Below are 15,097 nucleotides of genomic sequence, written 5' to 3'. Positions count from 1 at the left end.
ACCGCTCTGCCATGACCGCCACACCCCCCGCCCCCCGGCCGGCCCCGCATGCGCCGGCGGGCGCCCCGCAGGGATCGTTCAGGGATTCGGTGGACCGGATGTTCACCCAGGCCGCGCAGCTGATGGACCTGGCGCCGGGGCTTGAGGAAAAGATCCGCGTCTGCAACTCGACCTATGTCGTGCGCTTCGGCGTGCGGCTGCGCGGGCAGATCCATACCTTCACCGGCTATCGCTCGGTCCATTCGGAACATCACGAACCCGTCAAGGGGGGCATCCGCTATGCCCCCAATGTCGATCAGGACGAGGTCGAGGCGCTGGCCGCGCTGATGAGCTACAAATGCGCGCTGGTCGAGCTGCCCTTCGGCGGGTCCAAGGGCGGGCTGACCATCGACCCGCGCGCCTGGGACGAGGCGGAACTGGAACAGATCACCCGCCGCTTTACCTACGAGCTGTCGCGGCGCAGCCTGATCTCGCCGTCCCAGAACGTCCCCGCGCCCGACATGGGCACCGGGGAACGCGAGATGGCCTGGATGGCCGACGCCTACAAGCGCCTGCACCCCGAGGACATCAACGCCCGTGCCTGCGTCACCGGCAAGCCGCTGAACTTCGGCGGGATCGCGGGGCGGGTCGAGGCAACCGGCCGGGGCGTTCAGTATGCGCTGCGCGAGGTGTTCCGCACGCCCGAGGTGCTGCGCCGCGCCGGGCTGACCGGCAGCCTGGACGGCCAGCGGATCGTGGTGCAGGGCCTGGGCAATGTGGGCTTTCACGCAGCCCAGTTCCTGTCGGCCGAGGATGGCGCGCGGATCGTTGCGGTGGCCGAACGCGACGGCGCCGTGATGAACGAGGCCGGCCTGGACATCGCCGCGCTGCAAACCCATCTGCGCGCCACAGGCGGGGTCAAGGATTTCCCCGGCGCGACCTATGAACCCGATTCCGCCAAGGCGCTGGGGCTGGACTGCGACATCCTGATTCCCGCCGCCATGGAAGGCGTGATCCACGCCGGCAATGCCGCCGCCATCCGCGCGCGGCTGGTCATCGAGGCCGCCAACGGCCCGATCACCGCCGAAGCCGACGCCATGCTGCGCGAGCGGGGCGTGGTCATCGTCCCCGATCTTTATGCCAATGCCGGGGGCGTCACGGTCAGCTATTTCGAATGGGTCAAGAACCTCGGCCATATCAGCTTTGGCCGGATGGAGCGCCGGCAGGAGGAGGCGCGCCACCGCCTGATCATCGACGAGCTGGAACGGCTGTCGGCCGACAAGGGGCTTGGCTGGACGCTGTCGGAAGGCTTCAAGCAGAAATACCTGCGGGGCGCGGACGAGCTGGAACTGGTGCGCTCGGGGCTGGATGACACCATGCGGGGCGCGTTCCAGCAGATGTTCGCCGTGATGGAGGATGATGGCCGGGTGCCCGATCTGCGCACCGCCGCCTACATGGTGGCGATCGGGCGGATCGCCGCATCCTATCGGGCGCTGGGGCTCTAAGCGCCGCGCAGCGGCGCCGATCCGCTGCCCGGGCGGGCATGCCCCTCTTGCATCCCCTGCGGGGGATGCTACCTTTCATGGTAATGCTCGTTGGGGCGCCCCGCGCGGGGCTGAGATGTGCCAGGCACAGCACCCATCGAACCTGATCCGGGTCATGCCGGCGAAGGGAACGGGCCATGTCGCGCGGACGCGCGGCCCCCCTGCCCCCATCCGCCTGACCCACTGGCTGTGGGGGACGACATGGCGATAGCCCTGACCATCGCGGGGTCCGACAGCGGCGGCGGCGCCGGCATCCAGGCCGATCTCAAGACCTTTTCGGCGCTTGGGGTCTATGGCGCCAGCGTGCTGACCGCGGTGACGGCGCAGAACACCCGCACAGTCGCGGCGGTCCATGCCATTCCCCCGCAGATGATCCATGCCCAGATCAGGGCGGTGCTGGACGATCTCGATGTGCGCGCGGTCAAGATCGGGATGCTCGGCTCGGCCGAAGCGGCACGGGCGGTCGCCGACGCGCTGGCCGGGCGCGGGCTGCCCGTGGTGCTGGACCCGGTGATGATCGCCAAGTCCGGCGACCCGTTGATCGAGGACGAGGCCATCGCCGCCCTGAAGGACCGCCTTCTGCCGCAGGCCACCGTCCTGACCCCGAACCTGCCCGAGGCCGCCAGGCTGCTCGGCCGCGCCCCCGCCGAAGATGAGGCCGAGGTGCTGGCGCAGGGAAAGGCGCTGCTTGCGCTCGGCCCGCGATGGGTGCTGATGAAGGGCGGCCATGCCGGGGGGGCGATCTGCACCGACCGGCTGGTCGGCCCGGAACGCCGCGACCATGCCGCCCCCCGCCTCGCCACGCGCAATACCCATGGCACCGGCTGCACCCTGTCCTCGGCCATCGCGGCGGGGCTGGCACAGGGGATGGCGGTCCCGGCGGCGGTGGAACGCGCGCATGGCTGGCTGCATGGCGCCATCCTTGCCGCAGACCGGCTGCGCATCGGCAGCGGCCACGGGCCGGTTCATCATTTTCATCAGTGGTGGCCGGCATGAGCCGCGTGACCATCCTTGGCGCGGGCGTTCTGGGCCTGGCCTTGGCAACCGAACTGGCGGCGCGCGGTGCCGATGTCCACCTGGTCGATCCCCACCCCGTCCCCGGCGGGCATGGCTGTTCCTGGTGGGCGGGCGGCATGCTGGCCCCCTGCTGCGAATTCGAGAATGCCGAGGAACCCGTCCTGCGCTACGGCCGCGCCGCGATCGACTGGTGGGACCGCCATGCAGGCGGCGTCACCCGCGCCGGCACGCTGGTCGTGACCCCGGCCCGCGACCGGCGCGAGCTGGACCGCTTTGCCCGCCGCACCGAAGGGTTCGAGGTCATCGGCGCGGACCCGCTGGCGGCGCTGGAGCCTGATATGGCCGGCCGCTTTGACCGCGCCCTGTTCTTTCCGGCCGAGGCGCATCTGGACCCGCGCGCGGCGCTGGCGGCGCTGCATGGCGGGCTTGCGCGGCGCGGCATCACCGTGGCCGCAGCCCCGCCCGCCGGCCCCGGCCAGGTCATCGACTGCCGCGGCCTTGCCGCGCGCGACATCCTGCCCGACCTGCGCGGCGTCCGGGGCGAGATGCTGGTCCTGCGCTGCCCCGAGGTGACGCTGTCGCGGCCCGTCCGCCTGCTGCACCCGCGCGTGCCGATCTATCTCGTCCCGCGGGGGGGCGGCCTTTACATGCTGGGCGCGACGATGATCGAATCAGACCGGCGCGGCGTCGTCACCGCCCGTTCGGTGCTGGAACTGCTCAGCGCCGCCTATGCGCTGCATCCCGCATTCGGCGAGGCCGAGATCGTCGAGCTGGGCGCCGACGCCCGGCCCGCCTTTCCCGACAACCTGCCCCGCATCGGCCGCGCGGGGGGGCGGCTCTACGCCAACGGGCTGTACCGCCATGGCTATCTGCTTGCCCCGGCGGTTGCGATGCAGATGGCCGATCACATCGAAACAGGCGCAAAACCGGAGTTCTGGCATGAAACTGACGATCAACGGTGAGCGGCGCGAGATCGAGGCCGCGACCGTGGCCGAGGCGCTGGCGGCCGAGGGGCTGGCCGAGGCGCGGGTCGCCACCGCGCTGAACGGCGCCTTCGTCCCCGCCGCCGCCCGCGCCGGGACCGCGCTGTCGCCGGGCGACGCGCTGGAAATCGTCGCGCCGATGCAGGGGGGCTGAGATGCCGGTCTTTTACGGAACCGAGATCGCCTCGCCCCTGATGCTGGGCACGGCGCAATATCCCAGCCCCGCGATCCTGGCCGAGGCGTTCCGCGCCTCGGGCGCGGGGATCGCGACTGTATCCCTGCGCCGCGAGGCGGGGGGCGGGCAGGATTTCCTGCGCCTGATCGAGGGGCTTGGCGTCCCCCTGCTGCCCAACACCGCAGGCTGCCATACCGCGCGCGAGGCGATCACGACCGCGCAGATGGCGCGCGAGCTGCTGGGCACGCCCTGGATCAAGCTCGAGGTCATCGGCCATACCGACCTTTTGTCCCCCGACCTGTTCGGGCTGGTCGAGGCGGCGCGCGAATTGACGGCGCAGGGCTTCAGGGTCTTTCCCTACTGCACCGAGGATCTGTCCGTCTGCGGCCGCCTGCTGGATGCGGGCTGCGAGGTGCTGATGCCCTGGGGCGCGCCCATCGGCTCGGGCCTGGGCCTGAACAACCCGCATGGGCTGCGGGCCTTGCGGGCAGCCTTCCCCGACGTGCCGCTGGTCGTGGATGCAGGCATCGGCCTGCCCAGCCATGCGGCTGCGGCGATGGAGCTGGGCTTTGACGCGATCCTGCTGAACACAGCGGTCGCCCGTGCGGGCGATCCGGCGGCGATGGCCCGCGCGATGGCGCTGGCCGCCGAGGCGGGCCGCGCCGCATTCCTCGCCGACCCGATCGAGCCGCGGCAGATGGCGACACCCTCGACCCCCGTGATCGGCAAGGCATTCCTGACATGATCCCATTCTTCTGCACGCAAATATCCTCCGGGGGTGCGGGGGTGGAAAACCCCCGCTGCGGCGGCGCGGCCGGGTGCGCCCGATGAGCCTGCCGCGCTTTTATCCTGTCTTTGACTCTGCCGGCTGGGTGGCGCGGGCGCTGGCGGCCGGGGTGCGGATGGTGCAGCTGCGCATCAAGGACGCCGACGAGGCGACCTTGCGCGCCGAAATAACCCGCGCCCGCGACATGGCCCGCGCCGCCGGGGCGATCCTTGTCGTCAACGACCACTGGCAACTCGCGATCGATCTGGGCTGCGACTGGCTGCATCTGGGACAAGAGGATCTGGACGGCGCCGACCTGCCCGCCATCCGCGCCGCAGGGCTGCGCCTGGGGGTATCCACGCATGATGACGCCGAGTTGGAAAGGGCGCTGTCGGTGCGGCCCGACTATGTCGCGCTGGGGCCGGTCTGGCCGACGATCCTGAAACAGATGCCCTGGGCGCCGCAGGGGCTTGAGCGCGTCACGGAATGGAAACGCCGCATCGGCGACGTGCCGCTCTGCGCCATCGGGGGGCTGACGCCCGAGCGGGGCTGTGCGGCACTGGCCGCCGGGGCCGATCTGGTTGCCGCCGTCACCGACATCACGCTGAACCCCGATCCCGAGGACCGGATGCGCGCCTGGCTGGCTGCCGTGGGCGAGGCCGGACCGGGGCGCTGCCCCGGACCCCGGGATATTTGAGTGCAGAAGAATGCAGGGACCGGCTCGATGACTGAACGCCATACCCGCCAGATCGCGCTGCCCGAAGTGGGGCCGCAGGGGCAGGCCCGCCTTGCCCGCGCCCATGTCCTGATCGTCGGTGCGGGCGGTCTGGGATCGCCGGCGATCATGTATCTGGCCGGTGCGGGCATCGGGTCGCTGACCATCGTCGATCCCGACCGGGTCGAGCCGGGGAACCTGCACCGCCAGCCCATCCATGCCGGCCGGGTCGGATGGGGCAAGGCGCAGTCCGCTGCCGCCTTCGTCGCCGCGCTCGACAGCGCGGTGCAGGTCGATGCGCGTGCCGAATGGGTGCGTCCGGGCAATGCCGCGGCCCTTGTCGCGGGCAAGGATGTGGTGCTGGACTGCGCCGACAGCTTTGCCGTCAGCTATATCCTGTCGGACGCCTGCCGCGATGCGGGGGTGGCGCTGCTCTCTGCCTCGGCGCTGGGGCTCGGGGGCTATGCAGGGGGGTTCTGCGGCTCCGCGCCCAGCCTGCGGGCGGTGTTTCCCGATCTGCCCGACCGTGCCGCCACCTGCGCCAGCGCCGGGGTCATGGGGCCGGTCGTGGGGATGCTGGGCGCGGCGCAGGCGCAGATGGCCCTGGCGGTGCTGCTGGGGCTGGCCCCTTCGCCGCTGGGGCAGCTGGTCACGCTGGGGCCGGGGCTGCGCTGGGGCGGGTTCCGCTTTGACGGCGCAGCCGAAGCCGGGGGCGGCTTTACCTTCATCGACGCCGCCGCCATCGGCGCGGATGACTGGACGCTGGACCTGCGCGGCACCGACGAGGCGCCGGCCCCCGTCCATCCCGCGGCCCTGCGCGCCAGCGCCGATGCCCCGCCCGACCCGCCGCCCGGACGGCGCGTCGTGCTGGCCTGCCGGTCGGGCCTGCGCGCCTGGCGGGCCGCGCGCGCCATTGCCGCGCGCCATCCCAACGACATCGTCCTGATCGCCACCGGAGAGACGCCATGAAACATCTTTTGACCGCGGCGCTGATCGCGCTCGCCTCGCCGGCGGCAGCTGCCGACAAGCTGACGCTGATGCTCGACTGGTTCGTGAACCCCGATCATGCCCCCATCGTCATCGCGCAGGACAAGGGGTTCTTCCGCGATGCCGGCCTTGATGTCGAAATCGTCGCGCCTGCCGATCCAGCCGACCCGCCCCGGCTGGTGGCGGCCGGCAAGGCCGACCTGGCGGTGAGCTATCAGCCGCAGCTGCATCTGCAGGTGCATGAGGGCCTGCCGCTGGTGCGCGTGGGCACGCTGGTGGGTACGCCGCTGAACTGCCTGATGGTCAGGGCGGACGGGCCGGTGAAATCCATCGCCGACCTCAAGGGGCGCAAGATCGGCTTTTCCGTCGCAGGTGTCGAACAGGCCATCGTCGCGGCGCTGCTGGACAGGGCCGGCCTGACGCTGGATGACGTGCAGATGGTCCATGTCAACTGGTCGCTGACCCCGGCGCTGCTGAGCGGGCAGGTGGACGCCACCATCGGCGGCTATCGCAACTTTGAACTGACGCAGATGCGCATGGCCGGGTCCGAGGGGCGCTGCTTTTATGTCGAGGAAGAGGGCCTGCCCGCCTATGACGAACTGATCCTGATCGCCAACCGCGACAGGCTGAAGGCCGAGGGCCCGGAACGGGACAGGATCAACCGTTTCATGGCGGCGCTCGAGCGGGGGACGCAGTTCATGCTGAACCATCCCGAGGAGGCGCGCAGCCTGTTCGCCGCCCACGCGCCCGATCTGGGGGACGAGCTGAACACCGCCGCATGGAAGGACACCTTCGGGCGTTTCGCGATCTCGCCCGCGGCGCTGGACAGTGGCCGCTATGCCCGCTTCGAGGCGTTTCTGGTCGATGCCGGGCTGGTGCCCGAGGCGCTGGCCGTCGACCGGCTGGCCATCGACCCTGGCGCGGCGCCATGAGCGGCCCCGATTACGGCCGCAGCTTTGCCGCCTGGCGCGCGGCCTGCCCCGGCCCGTGGCGGGCCTATACCCGCCATGCCTTCGTCGAGGGGATGGCCGACGGCACCCTGCCCCGCCCGGCCTTCCTGCGCTATCTGGTGCAGGATTACCTGTTCCTGATCCATTTCAGCCGCGCCTGGGCGCTGGCAGTGGTCAAGGCCGGCACCCTGGACGAGATGCGGGCCTGCGCCGGGACGGTGCATGCGCTGGTGGAGGGGGAAATGGCCCTGCATGTGCGCATCTGCGCCGAGGCGGGCATCGCCCAATCCGAACTGACTGCGGCCGAGGAGGCCCCCGAGAACCTCGCCTATACGCGCTATGTCCTCGAGGCGGGGTATTCGGGCGATTTTCTCGACCTGCTGGCGGCGCTGGCCCCCTGCGTGCTGGGCTATGGCGAGATCGGGCTGCGGCTGGCCGGCGCGGCGGCGCCGGGCACGCCCTATCGGGACTGGATCGAGGCCTATGCGTCGGCAGACTATCAGCAGACCTGCCGCGCGGTCGGCACGCTGATCGACGAGGCCGTTGCCGACCGGCTGGGCGAGGGGGCGCGCAAGCTGCCGCGCTGGGATGCGCTGGCCGCCCGCTTTGAAACCGCCACCCGCCTCGAGGCCGCGTTCTGGGGGCTGGGGCGGGCATGAACGGCTCGGCCCATGCCTCCGGCGGGGATATTTCAGGACCGAAGATCGGCGTGCGCGGCACCGTGCCGGGCCTATTCGCCCCCCTGTCGCTGATGCTTGAAAAGGGGCGCGTGAGCTGCCTGCTGGGCGCCTCGGGGGCGGGGAAATCGACACTGCTGCGGCTGCTGGCGGGATTGCCGACCGGCGTTGCCTTTGACGGCGAGGTGTTGAGCGCACCCGCGGCCCTGATGGGCCAGGATGCCGGGCTGTTCCCCTGGCTGGACGTGGCCGCCAATGTGGGCCTTGGCGCGCGGCTGCGGGGCGAGGCGGCAGAGCCTGCGCGCATCGCGGCGCTGATCGGCGCGGTCGGGCTGACCGGGCTCGAGCGGCGCCTGCCCGCGCAGCTGTCGGGGGGCCAGCGCCAGCGGGTGGCCCTGGCCCGCACCCTGGCCGAGGACCGGCCGCTGGTCCTGCTGGACGAGCCGTTCTCGGCCCTCGATGCGCGGCTGCGGCTGGATATCGGCGACATGGCCGTGCGGCTGCTGGCGGGCCGGACGGTGCTGGTCGTCACCCATGATCCGGCCGAGGCGGCGCGCCTGGGACAGCGCATCGTGGTGCTGACCCCGGCCGGGCTGTCTGACCATCCGCCGCCGCCCGGTCCCGTCCCGCGCCCCCATGACGCCCCCGAGGTTCTGGATGCCCAGGCCGCCCTGATGCGCCGGCTGATCGGATGATGCGGGCGGTGCTGGGGATCATTGCCGCGCTGGCCTTGTGGCAGGGGGCGGTGTGGCTGACGGGGCTGCCGCCCTATCTGCTGCCCGGCCCGCTGCGCGTGGCCGGGGCGCTGTGGGCAAGCTGGGCGGAAATCGCCGCCGCCGCCGCCCTGACGGCCGGCGAGACGCTGGCCGGCCTCGCGCTGGGCGCGGCACTCGGGGTCGGGGTGGCGCTGGCGATGGGGGCCTGGCGGGGGGTCGGGCGTGCGCTGTCGCCGCTGCTGATCGTCAGCCAGGTGATCCCGGTCTTTGCGCTGGCGCCCATCCTGACGCTGTGGCTGGGTTTCGGCCTTGCGCCCAAGGTGGCGATGGTGGTGCTGATCGTCTTTGTCCCCGTAGCGCAGGCCCTTTACGACGGGCTGATGTCGCCGCCGCAGGCGCAGATGGACGTGGCGCGGGTAATGGCCGCGGGCCGCTGGGCGATGCTGCTCCATCTGCGCCTGCCCGCGGCGCTGCCGCGGCTGGCATCGGGGCTGCGGCTGGGGGCGATCTATGCGCCGGTCGGGGCGGTGATCGGGGAATGGGTCGGGGGCGCGCGCGGGCTGGGCGCGCTGATGATCCAGGCGAATGGCCGGATGAAGACCGACCTGATGTTCGCCGCGCTGATCGTCGTGGTCGCGCTGTCGCTGGCGCTTTATGCGGCGATCGACCGGGCGCTGGCGCGGATGCTGGCGCGGCGGGGCTTTTAGGCGCGCAGGGCCGCCGCGATCAGCGCCGGGATGGGATCGGTGGTCCCGATCGCCGGGGCGATCGGCCCCGGCGCGCCGATCCGCTGCCAGCCCTCGGGGATGTCGCAGGTCATGTGGCTGCCGTTGGTGGCGAAGAAGGGCAGGCAGACCGCCGGGCCGTCCGGCGCCAGATCGTGCAGGAAGGGCGCCTCTTCCAGAAAGCCGGTCAGGACGCGCGCAAAGCCGTGCGGGATCGCCGCGGCAAAGGCGCGCGTCGCATCGGCCGAGGCGCCGGACCTGGACGAGCCATGCCCGACCACGACCAGCGTCGCGCCCGCCGGGTCGATGCCGGCGGCACAGGCCGCTTCCTGCGCCAGCCGCGCCCCCAGCGCGGGCAGCGCCGCATCCGCGCCGAGGGGGGGCAGCACCCCATAGCCCTCGACCCCCGCGGCGCGCAGGCGGCGGGGCATTTCGGAACTGACGAACCAGCCGCCCGCCATGAACAGCGGATAGACCGCCTGCACCCCCCGCAGCGCCGACAGGCTGCGCGGGCAGGCCAGCGTCGCCCCGGCCACCGGCGCGCCCAGTTCGGCCGACACCCGCGCAGCCAGCGATTCCAGCGCCGGTTGCAGCGCGCCGGGATCGCCCGGCTGGCCATGGGCGATGACGGCAAAGCGGGCGCCGATGACCGGCAAGGGGCCGCAGGCGCAGCCGCCGCAGCGCGGCGCGCTCATGCGTCCGCCTCGCGGAAGGCGGCGGCGAAGGGTTCGGGCATGGCGAATTCGTCCAGGACGCGGGCCCGCGCGGCGGGCGACATCTTGCGCGCCGTCTTCTGCACGATGCGCAGCAGCGCATCGGGTTCCTGCGTGGCGGCAAAATCGCCGAGGTAATGGCGGATGAAGGTGAAGCAGGCCACATCCTCGAGCGCCTGCACATCGGGATCGCGCTTGATCCCTTCCTTGCGCAGCATCCGGCCGGCGTGATCCGCCTGGTCGGCGGAATAGCCGGCCTCGCGCATCACGGCCATCACCCGCTCGGCATGGCGGCGGCCCTGCTCGCGCCGCCAGGTCAGATAGCCTTCGCGCCCCTCGGGATAATCCTGACGCGGCAGCAGCCAGCGTTCGATGTGCTGGCCGCGGCAGGCGATCGCCAGCGCATCCGAGGCATCGGGGTAAAGCCGCTGCTGTTCGGCCGTCATGCGCTGGCCGTAAAGCAGCTCGACCGGCTGGCCGTCTGCCTCGCGCCGGGGGTCGGCGGCGTTGGCGGCGTCGATGGCGGCAAAAACGGTCTGGCGGGCGGACATGGCATCTCTCGGCTGGGATCGACGATCCTAGCTGCCACGGCGGGGACGCGGGGTAAACCGCCGCGCTTGCCAAGGCGGCCGCGCTTGGCCGATACGGTGGCTCGCCCCATCCGCAGAAAGGACCGTCATGCTGGGCTTTGTCGCCCCCCGCATCGTGCTGCTGTCAGTGCCCAAGACCGGCACCACCGCGCTGGAGGAGGCGCTGGCACCCCATGCGCAGCTGGTCCTGCGGGCCCGGCCCGAGATCAAGCACCTGACGCTGCGCCAGTATCAGGCCGCGATCGAGCCGCTGCTGCAGGCGATCCCCGGCCCGCCCTTCCGCACGGTCGGGGTGGTGCGCGAGCCGCTGTCCTGGCTGGGCAGCTGGTATCGCTATCGCGCGCGGCCGCAGCTTGACGGGCAGCCCAACAGCACCGCCGGGATCGGGTTCGAGCGGTTCGTGACCGATTACCTGTCAACCGGCCCGCGGCCCCGCCATGCCGCGCTGGGCCGGCAATCGGCGTTCCTGCGCCCCGGCTCGGGGCGGAGCGGGCCTGACCTTCTGTTCCGCTATGAGGCGATGGGCGCGCTGGTCGGCTTTCTGGAAAGCGCCCTCGGCGTTCCGCTGAGCCTGGGGCGGGCGAATGTCTCGCCCCCCGGCGATCTGACGCTGGGCAGCGACACCGCGGCCGCCCTGCGCGCCGCACTGGCCGAGGATTATGCCCTGTGGGACGGCGCGTTGACCGAGGCGCCGTAAAGCGCGCGGGCGCGATCCTCGAAGGCGCGGACGATCCGGCTCATCGCCTCGGCAAAGACGACGCCGATGACACGCCGCAGGATGGCGTTGCGAAACTCGAAATCCACGAAGAAGCGCACCTCGCACCCGCCCTCGGGCCGGTCGGCGAAGGCCCAGCCGGAATGAAGATGGCTGAAGGGACCGTCCAGATATTCGGTGTCGATGCGCCGCTGCGCCGGATACAGCGTCACCCGGCTGCCGAAGCGTTCGCGGAACACCTTGAAGCTGATGACCAGATCCGCCTCGATCACCTCGGACCCGTCCGGGCCGGGCCGGCGCGAGCGGATGCGCGCCGCGCTGTTCCATGGCAGGAACTGCGGATAGCTTTCCACGTCGGCGACAAGATCATACATCTGCTGCGCGCCATAGGGCAGGACGCGGGTTTCGGCGTGGTTCGGCACGAGCGGTCCTTTGGTGGCACCTGAAAGGCGCCGCAGGTCTAGCAGAGGATGCAGGGGATGAACAATATGATGTGGCTTGTCCGCGCCGCGCACTGGGTGCGCAACCCGCCTTCGGCAGGGCGGGTCTGGCTGTCGGTCGCGGTGGTCGGGGCGGTCATCGCGCTCGGCACCATCGAATGGATGGGCTGGTGGCCCGACTGGGCGCATGTGAACGGACGCGGCATGCGCATGATGCGCCCCTAACCGCCCAGGGCGCAGCGCCGGATCAGGTGAAAGCGCCCTTCCGCATCCTCGCCCATCAGGGCCAGCGCGGCTACCGGATGGGGATCGGCCAAGAGGGGGTCGAGCAGCGGCGCGAGCCTTTCCTGCGCAGCGGCGCGCCCCTCGGCATCCAGATCGCCCGTCAGGGTCATGTGATAGCGGAAATCATCCATGACATGGGGATAGCCCCAGCGGTGCAGGTTCTGCCGCTGGCTGCCCGTCAGCCGCTCGGGCCGGCGGCGGGCGATCTCGGCCTCGCTCAGCGGCGCGCGAAAGGGGTCGAGCGCCGCAACCACGTCGGCCGCAAGATCGGTCAGCGCCTGCGGCTGGGGCTGGGGCATCAGCGCCAGAAAGCCGCCGGCATCGGTCAGGCGCAGCCGCGGCAGGGCGAGCGGCGCAAGCCGGGCGCACAGATCAGCGAAGGATTGCGACAGCGTCTCGGCCAGGGCCCCTTCGGCCAGGCGGAAGGGCGCCTTGATCGTGGCGTGAAAGCCATAGCGGCGGGGCGTGCCAGTCCAGCCCCCGCCCCCGGCCGGAACGGCCTGCCCGCTGCGCGTATCCCATCCCAGCCATCCGGCCCCGACCTGCGCCAGCGGGTCAGGGCCGAGGTCATAGACGGCAAATCGGCGAAAGGCGGGCATGGGGCTGACCTTTGATCCACAAGCAGAAGGGGGCACCAGCGGCGCCCCCATCCAATCCGTTCCGGCCTGATATCACAGGTGACGGCGGAAGAAATCGTTCATCTTTTCGTCGACTTCGGTTTTGGTCCAACCGTATTTTTCCTGCAGCTTGCCGGCCATCTTGTCGCGGCTGCCGGCGACCTGGGTCAGTTCGTCGTCGGTCAGATCGCCCCACTGTTCCTTGACCGAGCCCTTGATCTGGTCCCATTTGCCGTGGATGACATCCCAGTTCATGACGCATGCTCCATTGCTGCTGACTATGCCGGGAAAACGCCTGCAGGCCCGGACGGTTCCGCCCGGTCAGCCGACCGGGTCGCAGGGCGGCAGCCCGTCGCGCACCGCGACCAGATTGGCCAGCGCGCGCAGGGCCATGTCGGTGCGCACCTGTTCGGCCGCGGTGCCCAGATGGGGCAGCAGCACCACATCCTCGCGCATGCGCAGCGCCTCGGGCACCAGCGGCTCGCGCTCATAGACATCCAGGGCCGCGCCGGCGATCGTCCCGGCCTCCAGCGCCGCGATCAGCGCCGATTCGTCCACCACATCGCCGCGGGCGATGTTGACCAGGATGGCATGGCGCTGCATCCGGGCCAGTTCGGCCGCACCGACCAGATGGCGCGTCTGCGCCCCGCCGGGAACCGCCAGCACCACGATGTCGGCGCCCGCCAGCACCGCATCCAGCGGCACCTGCCGGGCAGGAAAGCCCAGCCCCCCCACCGCCGAGCGGTTGTGGAACAGCACCGTCATGCCAAAGCCGCAATGACAGCGCCGCGCGATCGCCTGCCCGATCCGGCCCATGCCGACAATGCCGACAGTGCGGCCGGTGACATGCATGCCCAGCATCTGCGTCGGCTGCCAGCCGGTCCAGCGGCCGGCGCGCACCAGCCTTTCGCCCTCGCCCGCGCGGCGCGCGGCCATCAGGATCAGCGTCAGGGCAATATCGGCGGTCGCATCGGTGACGACATCGGGGGTGTTCGTCACCGCGACCCCTGCCGCACGCGCCGCCGCCACGTCGATGTGGTTATAGCCCGCGCCGAAATTGGCCAGCACCCTTGCGCGCGGCGCCGGGCCGGCAAAGGCGGCGGCGTCAAAGCGATCGCCCAGCGTCGGCATGATCGCGTCATAGCGCGCCAGCGCCTGTGCCGCCTCGGCCTGCGTCAGGGCGGCGGCGCTGTCGCGAAAGCTGGCGTCAAAGGCGGCGGCGATGGCGGCCTCGGCCGCGGCGGTCATCCTGCGGGTCACGAGCAGGCGCATCAGAACAGCCGCGCCCCGTCAGGCACCGCAAGGCCAGGGCCGACCAGCACCACGGCCCCGTCTGCATCCGGCAGGCCGAGGACCAGCACCTCGGACAGGAAGGGGCCGATCTGCCGGGGCGGAAAGTTGACCACGGCCAGCACCTGACGGCCGACCAGCGTTGCCGGGTCATAATGCTGCGTGATCTGGGCCGAGCTGCGGCGTTCGCCCAGGCCGGGGCCGAAATCGACCCAAAGCCTGATGGCGGGCTTGCGCGCCTGAGGGAACGGCTCGGCGCGCCGGATGGTGCCGGCGCGGATGTCCACGCGGGCGAAATCATCCCAGGCGATCTGCGCAGGGGCTGCCGCGCCGCTCATGCGCCAAGCTCGCGTCCGCGGGCGGCGGCGGCGGCGACGGTGCGGCCGATCAGGGGAACAAGGCCGCTGCCCGCATCCATCAGATGGGCCAGCCCCGCCGCCGTGGTCCCGCCGGGCGAGGTGACCGCCTCGCGCAGGGCAGCCGGATCGGGGCCGTCCTGCATCGCCAGCGCCCCCGCCCCCGCGACCGTGGCGCGCGCCAGCGCCAGCGCGAGGGGGGCGGGCAGCCCTTCGGCCTCGCCCGCCGCGACAAGCGCCTCGATCAGGTGAAAGACATAGGCCGGGCCCGATCCCGACAAGGCCGTGACGGCATCCATCTGCGCCTCGTCCGTCAGGCGCACCACCTGGCCGACCGCGCCCATCAACGTCTCGGCCAGCGCCATGTCAGCCTCGTCCGCGCGGGCATTGCCGACGATGGCGGTGATGGCCTGCCCGATCGCGGCGGGCGTGTTGGGCATGGCGCGCACGACCGGGGCGGCGGGAAAGGCGCGCTCGTAAGCGGCGATGGTGACGCCGGCGGCCACCGACAGGACCAGCGCCCCGCCCCGCGCCGCATCCGTGACCTGCGGCAGCGCCGCGCCCATCATCTGCGGCTTGACCGCCAGCACGATGACCGCCGGCTCCTCGGGCAGCGCGCCTTGCGTGGCAATGCCGCGTTCGGCCAGCCAGCCCGGCGCCGCCGGATCCATGACGCGCACGGCGGCGGGGTCAAGGCCGCGGTCCAGCCAGCCGCGCAGCAGCGCCCCGCCCATCCGGCCGCAGCCGACCAGCAGCAGCCCCCGTTCGTTCAGTTGCGCCAGCGTCATGATCCCCCCCTCGGTCCTGCCCGCTGCAAGGGAACCCATCCCCGCGCCGCTGTCCAGAGCGATGGCGCC

The 15,097-nt window shown here is 71.6% G+C and carries 21 protein-coding genes and 1 riboswitch; of the genes, 13 read left to right on the top strand and 8 right to left on the bottom strand.

Annotated features, from left to right (window positions below; translation table 11 throughout):
* The first annotated feature begins 11 nt into the window (after positions 1 to 11).
* From B0A89_RS11490 to B0A89_RS11440, 11 genes are all read left to right on the top strand, one after another.
* A complete protein-coding gene (locus B0A89_RS11490) occupies positions 12 to 1,484 on the top strand; it encodes a Glu/Leu/Phe/Val family dehydrogenase (RefSeq protein WP_420814389.1) in 1,473 nt (490 codons plus the stop codon).
* Positions 1,485 to 1,565: 81 nt separating this feature from the next.
* A riboswitch (TPP riboswitch) is annotated at positions 1,566 to 1,670 on the top strand.
* Between the two features lie 54 nt (positions 1,671 to 1,724).
* A complete protein-coding gene (gene thiD, locus B0A89_RS11485) occupies positions 1,725 to 2,519 on the top strand; it encodes a bifunctional hydroxymethylpyrimidine kinase/phosphomethylpyrimidine kinase (protein WP_085378268.1) in 795 nt (264 codons plus the stop codon).
* Positions 2,516 to 3,502 carry an FAD-dependent oxidoreductase gene (locus tag B0A89_RS11480; protein WP_085378909.1) on the top strand — a complete coding sequence of 329 codons (987 nt, stop codon included), beginning with the start codon at positions 2,516 to 2,518 and terminating at the stop codon, positions 3,500 to 3,502. Before thiD ends, B0A89_RS11480 begins: the two co-directional genes overlap by 4 nt.
* Complete coding sequence (gene thiS, locus B0A89_RS11475; protein WP_085378267.1) at positions 3,480 to 3,677, top strand: sulfur carrier protein ThiS; 198 nt, start codon at positions 3,480 to 3,482, stop codon at positions 3,675 to 3,677. The genes B0A89_RS11480 and thiS overlap by 23 nt, the downstream gene beginning before the upstream one ends.
* Before the next feature lies 1 nt (position 3,678).
* Entirely contained in the window at positions 3,679 to 4,443 is a 765-nt protein-coding gene (locus tag B0A89_RS11470; RefSeq protein WP_085378266.1) for a thiazole synthase, read from the top strand.
* 82 nt (positions 4,444 to 4,525) lie between these two features.
* Positions 4,526 to 5,161, top strand: a complete 636-nt coding sequence (locus B0A89_RS11465; RefSeq protein ID WP_085378265.1) for a thiamine phosphate synthase — start codon at positions 4,526 to 4,528, stop codon at positions 5,159 to 5,161.
* Between the two features lie 27 nt (positions 5,162 to 5,188).
* Entirely contained in the window at positions 5,189 to 6,148 is a 960-nt protein-coding gene (locus tag B0A89_RS11460) for a HesA/MoeB/ThiF family protein (protein WP_085378264.1), read from the top strand.
* Positions 6,145 to 7,098, top strand: a complete 954-nt coding sequence (locus B0A89_RS11455; RefSeq protein WP_085378263.1) for an ABC transporter substrate-binding protein — start codon at positions 6,145 to 6,147, stop codon at positions 7,096 to 7,098. Before B0A89_RS11460 ends, B0A89_RS11455 begins: the two co-directional genes overlap by 4 nt.
* Positions 7,095 to 7,775: a thiaminase II gene (gene tenA / locus B0A89_RS11450; RefSeq protein WP_085378262.1), complete on the top strand. Its 681-nt coding sequence runs from the start codon at positions 7,095 to 7,097 to the stop codon at positions 7,773 to 7,775. The genes B0A89_RS11455 and tenA overlap by 4 nt, the downstream gene beginning before the upstream one ends.
* Entirely contained in the window at positions 7,772 to 8,488 is a 717-nt protein-coding gene (locus B0A89_RS11445) for an ABC transporter ATP-binding protein (protein ID WP_085378261.1), read from the top strand. Before tenA ends, B0A89_RS11445 begins: the two co-directional genes overlap by 4 nt.
* Positions 8,488 to 9,216 (top strand): ABC transporter permease, encoded by a 729-nt coding sequence (locus B0A89_RS11440; protein WP_085378908.1) that lies wholly within the window; start codon positions 8,488 to 8,490, stop codon positions 9,214 to 9,216. Before B0A89_RS11445 ends, B0A89_RS11440 begins: the two co-directional genes overlap by 1 nt.
* Here the strand turns inward: B0A89_RS11440 and B0A89_RS11435 are convergent.
* Both B0A89_RS11435 and B0A89_RS11430 read right to left on the bottom strand, forming a co-directional pair.
* Entirely contained in the window at positions 9,213 to 9,929 is a 717-nt protein-coding gene (locus tag B0A89_RS11435) for a hypothetical protein (RefSeq protein WP_085378260.1), read from the bottom strand. The genes B0A89_RS11440 and B0A89_RS11435 overlap by 4 nt on opposite strands.
* A complete protein-coding gene (locus tag B0A89_RS11430; RefSeq protein ID WP_085378259.1) occupies positions 9,926 to 10,498 on the bottom strand; it encodes a DUF4202 domain-containing protein in 573 nt (190 codons plus the stop codon). The genes B0A89_RS11435 and B0A89_RS11430 overlap by 4 nt, the downstream gene beginning before the upstream one ends.
* 127 nt (positions 10,499 to 10,625) lie before the next feature.
* Here B0A89_RS11430 and B0A89_RS11425 point away from each other — a divergent pair, with 127 nt between their 5' ends.
* Positions 10,626 to 11,234 (top strand): gamma-glutamyl kinase, encoded by a 609-nt coding sequence (locus B0A89_RS11425; protein WP_085378258.1) that lies wholly within the window; start codon positions 10,626 to 10,628, stop codon positions 11,232 to 11,234.
* On the opposite strand, the gene B0A89_RS11420 is transcribed toward B0A89_RS11425, so the two are convergent.
* On the bottom strand, positions 11,195 to 11,674 hold the full coding sequence (locus tag B0A89_RS11420; RefSeq protein WP_085378257.1) for a type II toxin-antitoxin system RatA family toxin: 480 nt from the start codon (positions 11,672 to 11,674) through the stop codon (positions 11,195 to 11,197). The two genes, B0A89_RS11425 and B0A89_RS11420, sit on opposite strands and share 40 nt — an antisense overlap.
* 57 nt (positions 11,675 to 11,731) lie before the next feature.
* Between B0A89_RS11420 and B0A89_RS11415 the strand changes: the two genes are divergently transcribed.
* Entirely contained in the window at positions 11,732 to 11,917 is a 186-nt protein-coding gene (locus B0A89_RS11415; protein WP_085378907.1) for a hypothetical protein, read from the top strand.
* On the opposite strand, the gene B0A89_RS11410 is transcribed toward B0A89_RS11415, so the two are convergent.
* The 5 genes from B0A89_RS11410 to proC all read right to left on the bottom strand — a co-directional run bounded on the left by B0A89_RS11410 (position 11,914) and on the right by proC (position 15,028).
* Positions 11,914 to 12,576 carry a DUF1045 domain-containing protein gene (locus B0A89_RS11410; protein ID WP_085378256.1) on the bottom strand — a complete coding sequence of 221 codons (663 nt, stop codon included), beginning with the start codon at positions 12,574 to 12,576 and terminating at the stop codon, positions 11,914 to 11,916. The genes B0A89_RS11415 and B0A89_RS11410 overlap by 4 nt on opposite strands.
* Before the next feature lie 72 nt (positions 12,577 to 12,648).
* Positions 12,649 to 12,849 carry a CsbD family protein gene (locus B0A89_RS11405; RefSeq protein ID WP_085378255.1) on the bottom strand — a complete coding sequence of 67 codons (201 nt, stop codon included), beginning with the start codon at positions 12,847 to 12,849 and terminating at the stop codon, positions 12,649 to 12,651.
* A gap of 66 nt (positions 12,850 to 12,915) precedes the next feature.
* Complete coding sequence (locus B0A89_RS11400; protein ID WP_085378254.1) at positions 12,916 to 13,866, bottom strand: 2-hydroxyacid dehydrogenase; 951 nt, start codon at positions 13,864 to 13,866, stop codon at positions 12,916 to 12,918.
* The gene (locus tag B0A89_RS11395; protein WP_085378253.1) at positions 13,866 to 14,222 is read right to left on the bottom strand and encodes a tRNA-binding protein; all 357 of its coding nucleotides are present in this window, start codon (positions 14,220 to 14,222) and stop codon (positions 13,866 to 13,868) included. The genes B0A89_RS11400 and B0A89_RS11395 overlap by 1 nt, the downstream gene beginning before the upstream one ends.
* The gene (gene proC / locus B0A89_RS11390) at positions 14,219 to 15,028 is read right to left on the bottom strand and encodes a pyrroline-5-carboxylate reductase (protein WP_085378906.1); all 810 of its coding nucleotides are present in this window, start codon (positions 15,026 to 15,028) and stop codon (positions 14,219 to 14,221) included. The genes B0A89_RS11395 and proC overlap by 4 nt, the downstream gene beginning before the upstream one ends.
* Positions 15,029 to 15,097: the final 69 nt, after the last annotated feature.

The sequence above is a fragment of the Paracoccus contaminans genome, from assembly GCF_002105555.1.
Taxonomy (GTDB): domain Bacteria; phylum Pseudomonadota; class Alphaproteobacteria; order Rhodobacterales; family Rhodobacteraceae; genus Paracoccus; species Paracoccus contaminans.
Note: the sequence above shows the minus strand (reverse complement) of the source record. Positions and strands in the feature narration are given on the sequence as shown.

Excerpts from the sequence above, each read along its gene's own strand:
- B0A89_RS11490 (WP_420814389.1), top strand. The coding sequence starts at position 12 with ATGACCGCCACACCCCCCGCCCCCCGGCCGGCCCCGCATGCGCCGGCG.
- thiD (WP_085378268.1), top strand. The coding sequence starts at position 1,725 with ATGGCGATAGCCCTGACCATCGCGGGGTCCGACAGCGGCGGCGGCGCC.
- B0A89_RS11480 (WP_085378909.1), top strand. The coding sequence starts at position 2,516 with ATGAGCCGCGTGACCATCCTTGGCGCGGGCGTTCTGGGCCTGGCCTTG.
- thiS (WP_085378267.1), top strand. The coding sequence starts at position 3,480 with ATGAAACTGACGATCAACGGTGAGCGGCGCGAGATCGAGGCCGCGACC.
- B0A89_RS11470 (WP_085378266.1), top strand. The coding sequence starts at position 3,679 with ATGCCGGTCTTTTACGGAACCGAGATCGCCTCGCCCCTGATGCTGGGC.
- B0A89_RS11465 (WP_085378265.1), top strand. The coding sequence starts at position 4,526 with ATGAGCCTGCCGCGCTTTTATCCTGTCTTTGACTCTGCCGGCTGGGTG.
- B0A89_RS11460 (WP_085378264.1), top strand. The coding sequence starts at position 5,189 with ATGACTGAACGCCATACCCGCCAGATCGCGCTGCCCGAAGTGGGGCCG.
- B0A89_RS11455 (WP_085378263.1), top strand. The coding sequence starts at position 6,145 with ATGAAACATCTTTTGACCGCGGCGCTGATCGCGCTCGCCTCGCCGGCG.
- tenA (WP_085378262.1), top strand. The coding sequence starts at position 7,095 with ATGAGCGGCCCCGATTACGGCCGCAGCTTTGCCGCCTGGCGCGCGGCC.
- B0A89_RS11445 (WP_085378261.1), top strand. The coding sequence starts at position 7,772 with ATGAACGGCTCGGCCCATGCCTCCGGCGGGGATATTTCAGGACCGAAG.
- B0A89_RS11440 (WP_085378908.1), top strand. The coding sequence starts at position 8,488 with ATGCGGGCGGTGCTGGGGATCATTGCCGCGCTGGCCTTGTGGCAGGGG.
- B0A89_RS11435 (WP_085378260.1), bottom strand. The coding sequence starts at position 9,929 with ATGAGCGCGCCGCGCTGCGGCGGCTGCGCCTGCGGCCCCTTGCCGGTC.
- B0A89_RS11430 (WP_085378259.1), bottom strand. The coding sequence starts at position 10,498 with ATGTCCGCCCGCCAGACCGTTTTTGCCGCCATCGACGCCGCCAACGCC.
- B0A89_RS11425 (WP_085378258.1), top strand. The coding sequence starts at position 10,626 with ATGCTGGGCTTTGTCGCCCCCCGCATCGTGCTGCTGTCAGTGCCCAAG.
- B0A89_RS11415 (WP_085378907.1), top strand. The coding sequence starts at position 11,732 with ATGAACAATATGATGTGGCTTGTCCGCGCCGCGCACTGGGTGCGCAAC.
- B0A89_RS11410 (WP_085378256.1), bottom strand. The coding sequence starts at position 12,576 with ATGCCCGCCTTTCGCCGATTTGCCGTCTATGACCTCGGCCCTGACCCG.
- B0A89_RS11405 (WP_085378255.1), bottom strand. The coding sequence starts at position 12,849 with ATGAACTGGGATGTCATCCACGGCAAATGGGACCAGATCAAGGGCTCG.
- B0A89_RS11400 (WP_085378254.1), bottom strand. The coding sequence starts at position 13,866 with ATGCGCCTGCTCGTGACCCGCAGGATGACCGCCGCGGCCGAGGCCGCC.
- B0A89_RS11395 (WP_085378253.1), bottom strand. The coding sequence starts at position 14,222 with ATGAGCGGCGCGGCAGCCCCTGCGCAGATCGCCTGGGATGATTTCGCC.
- proC (WP_085378906.1), bottom strand. The coding sequence starts at position 15,028 with ATGACGCTGGCGCAACTGAACGAACGGGGGCTGCTGCTGGTCGGCTGC.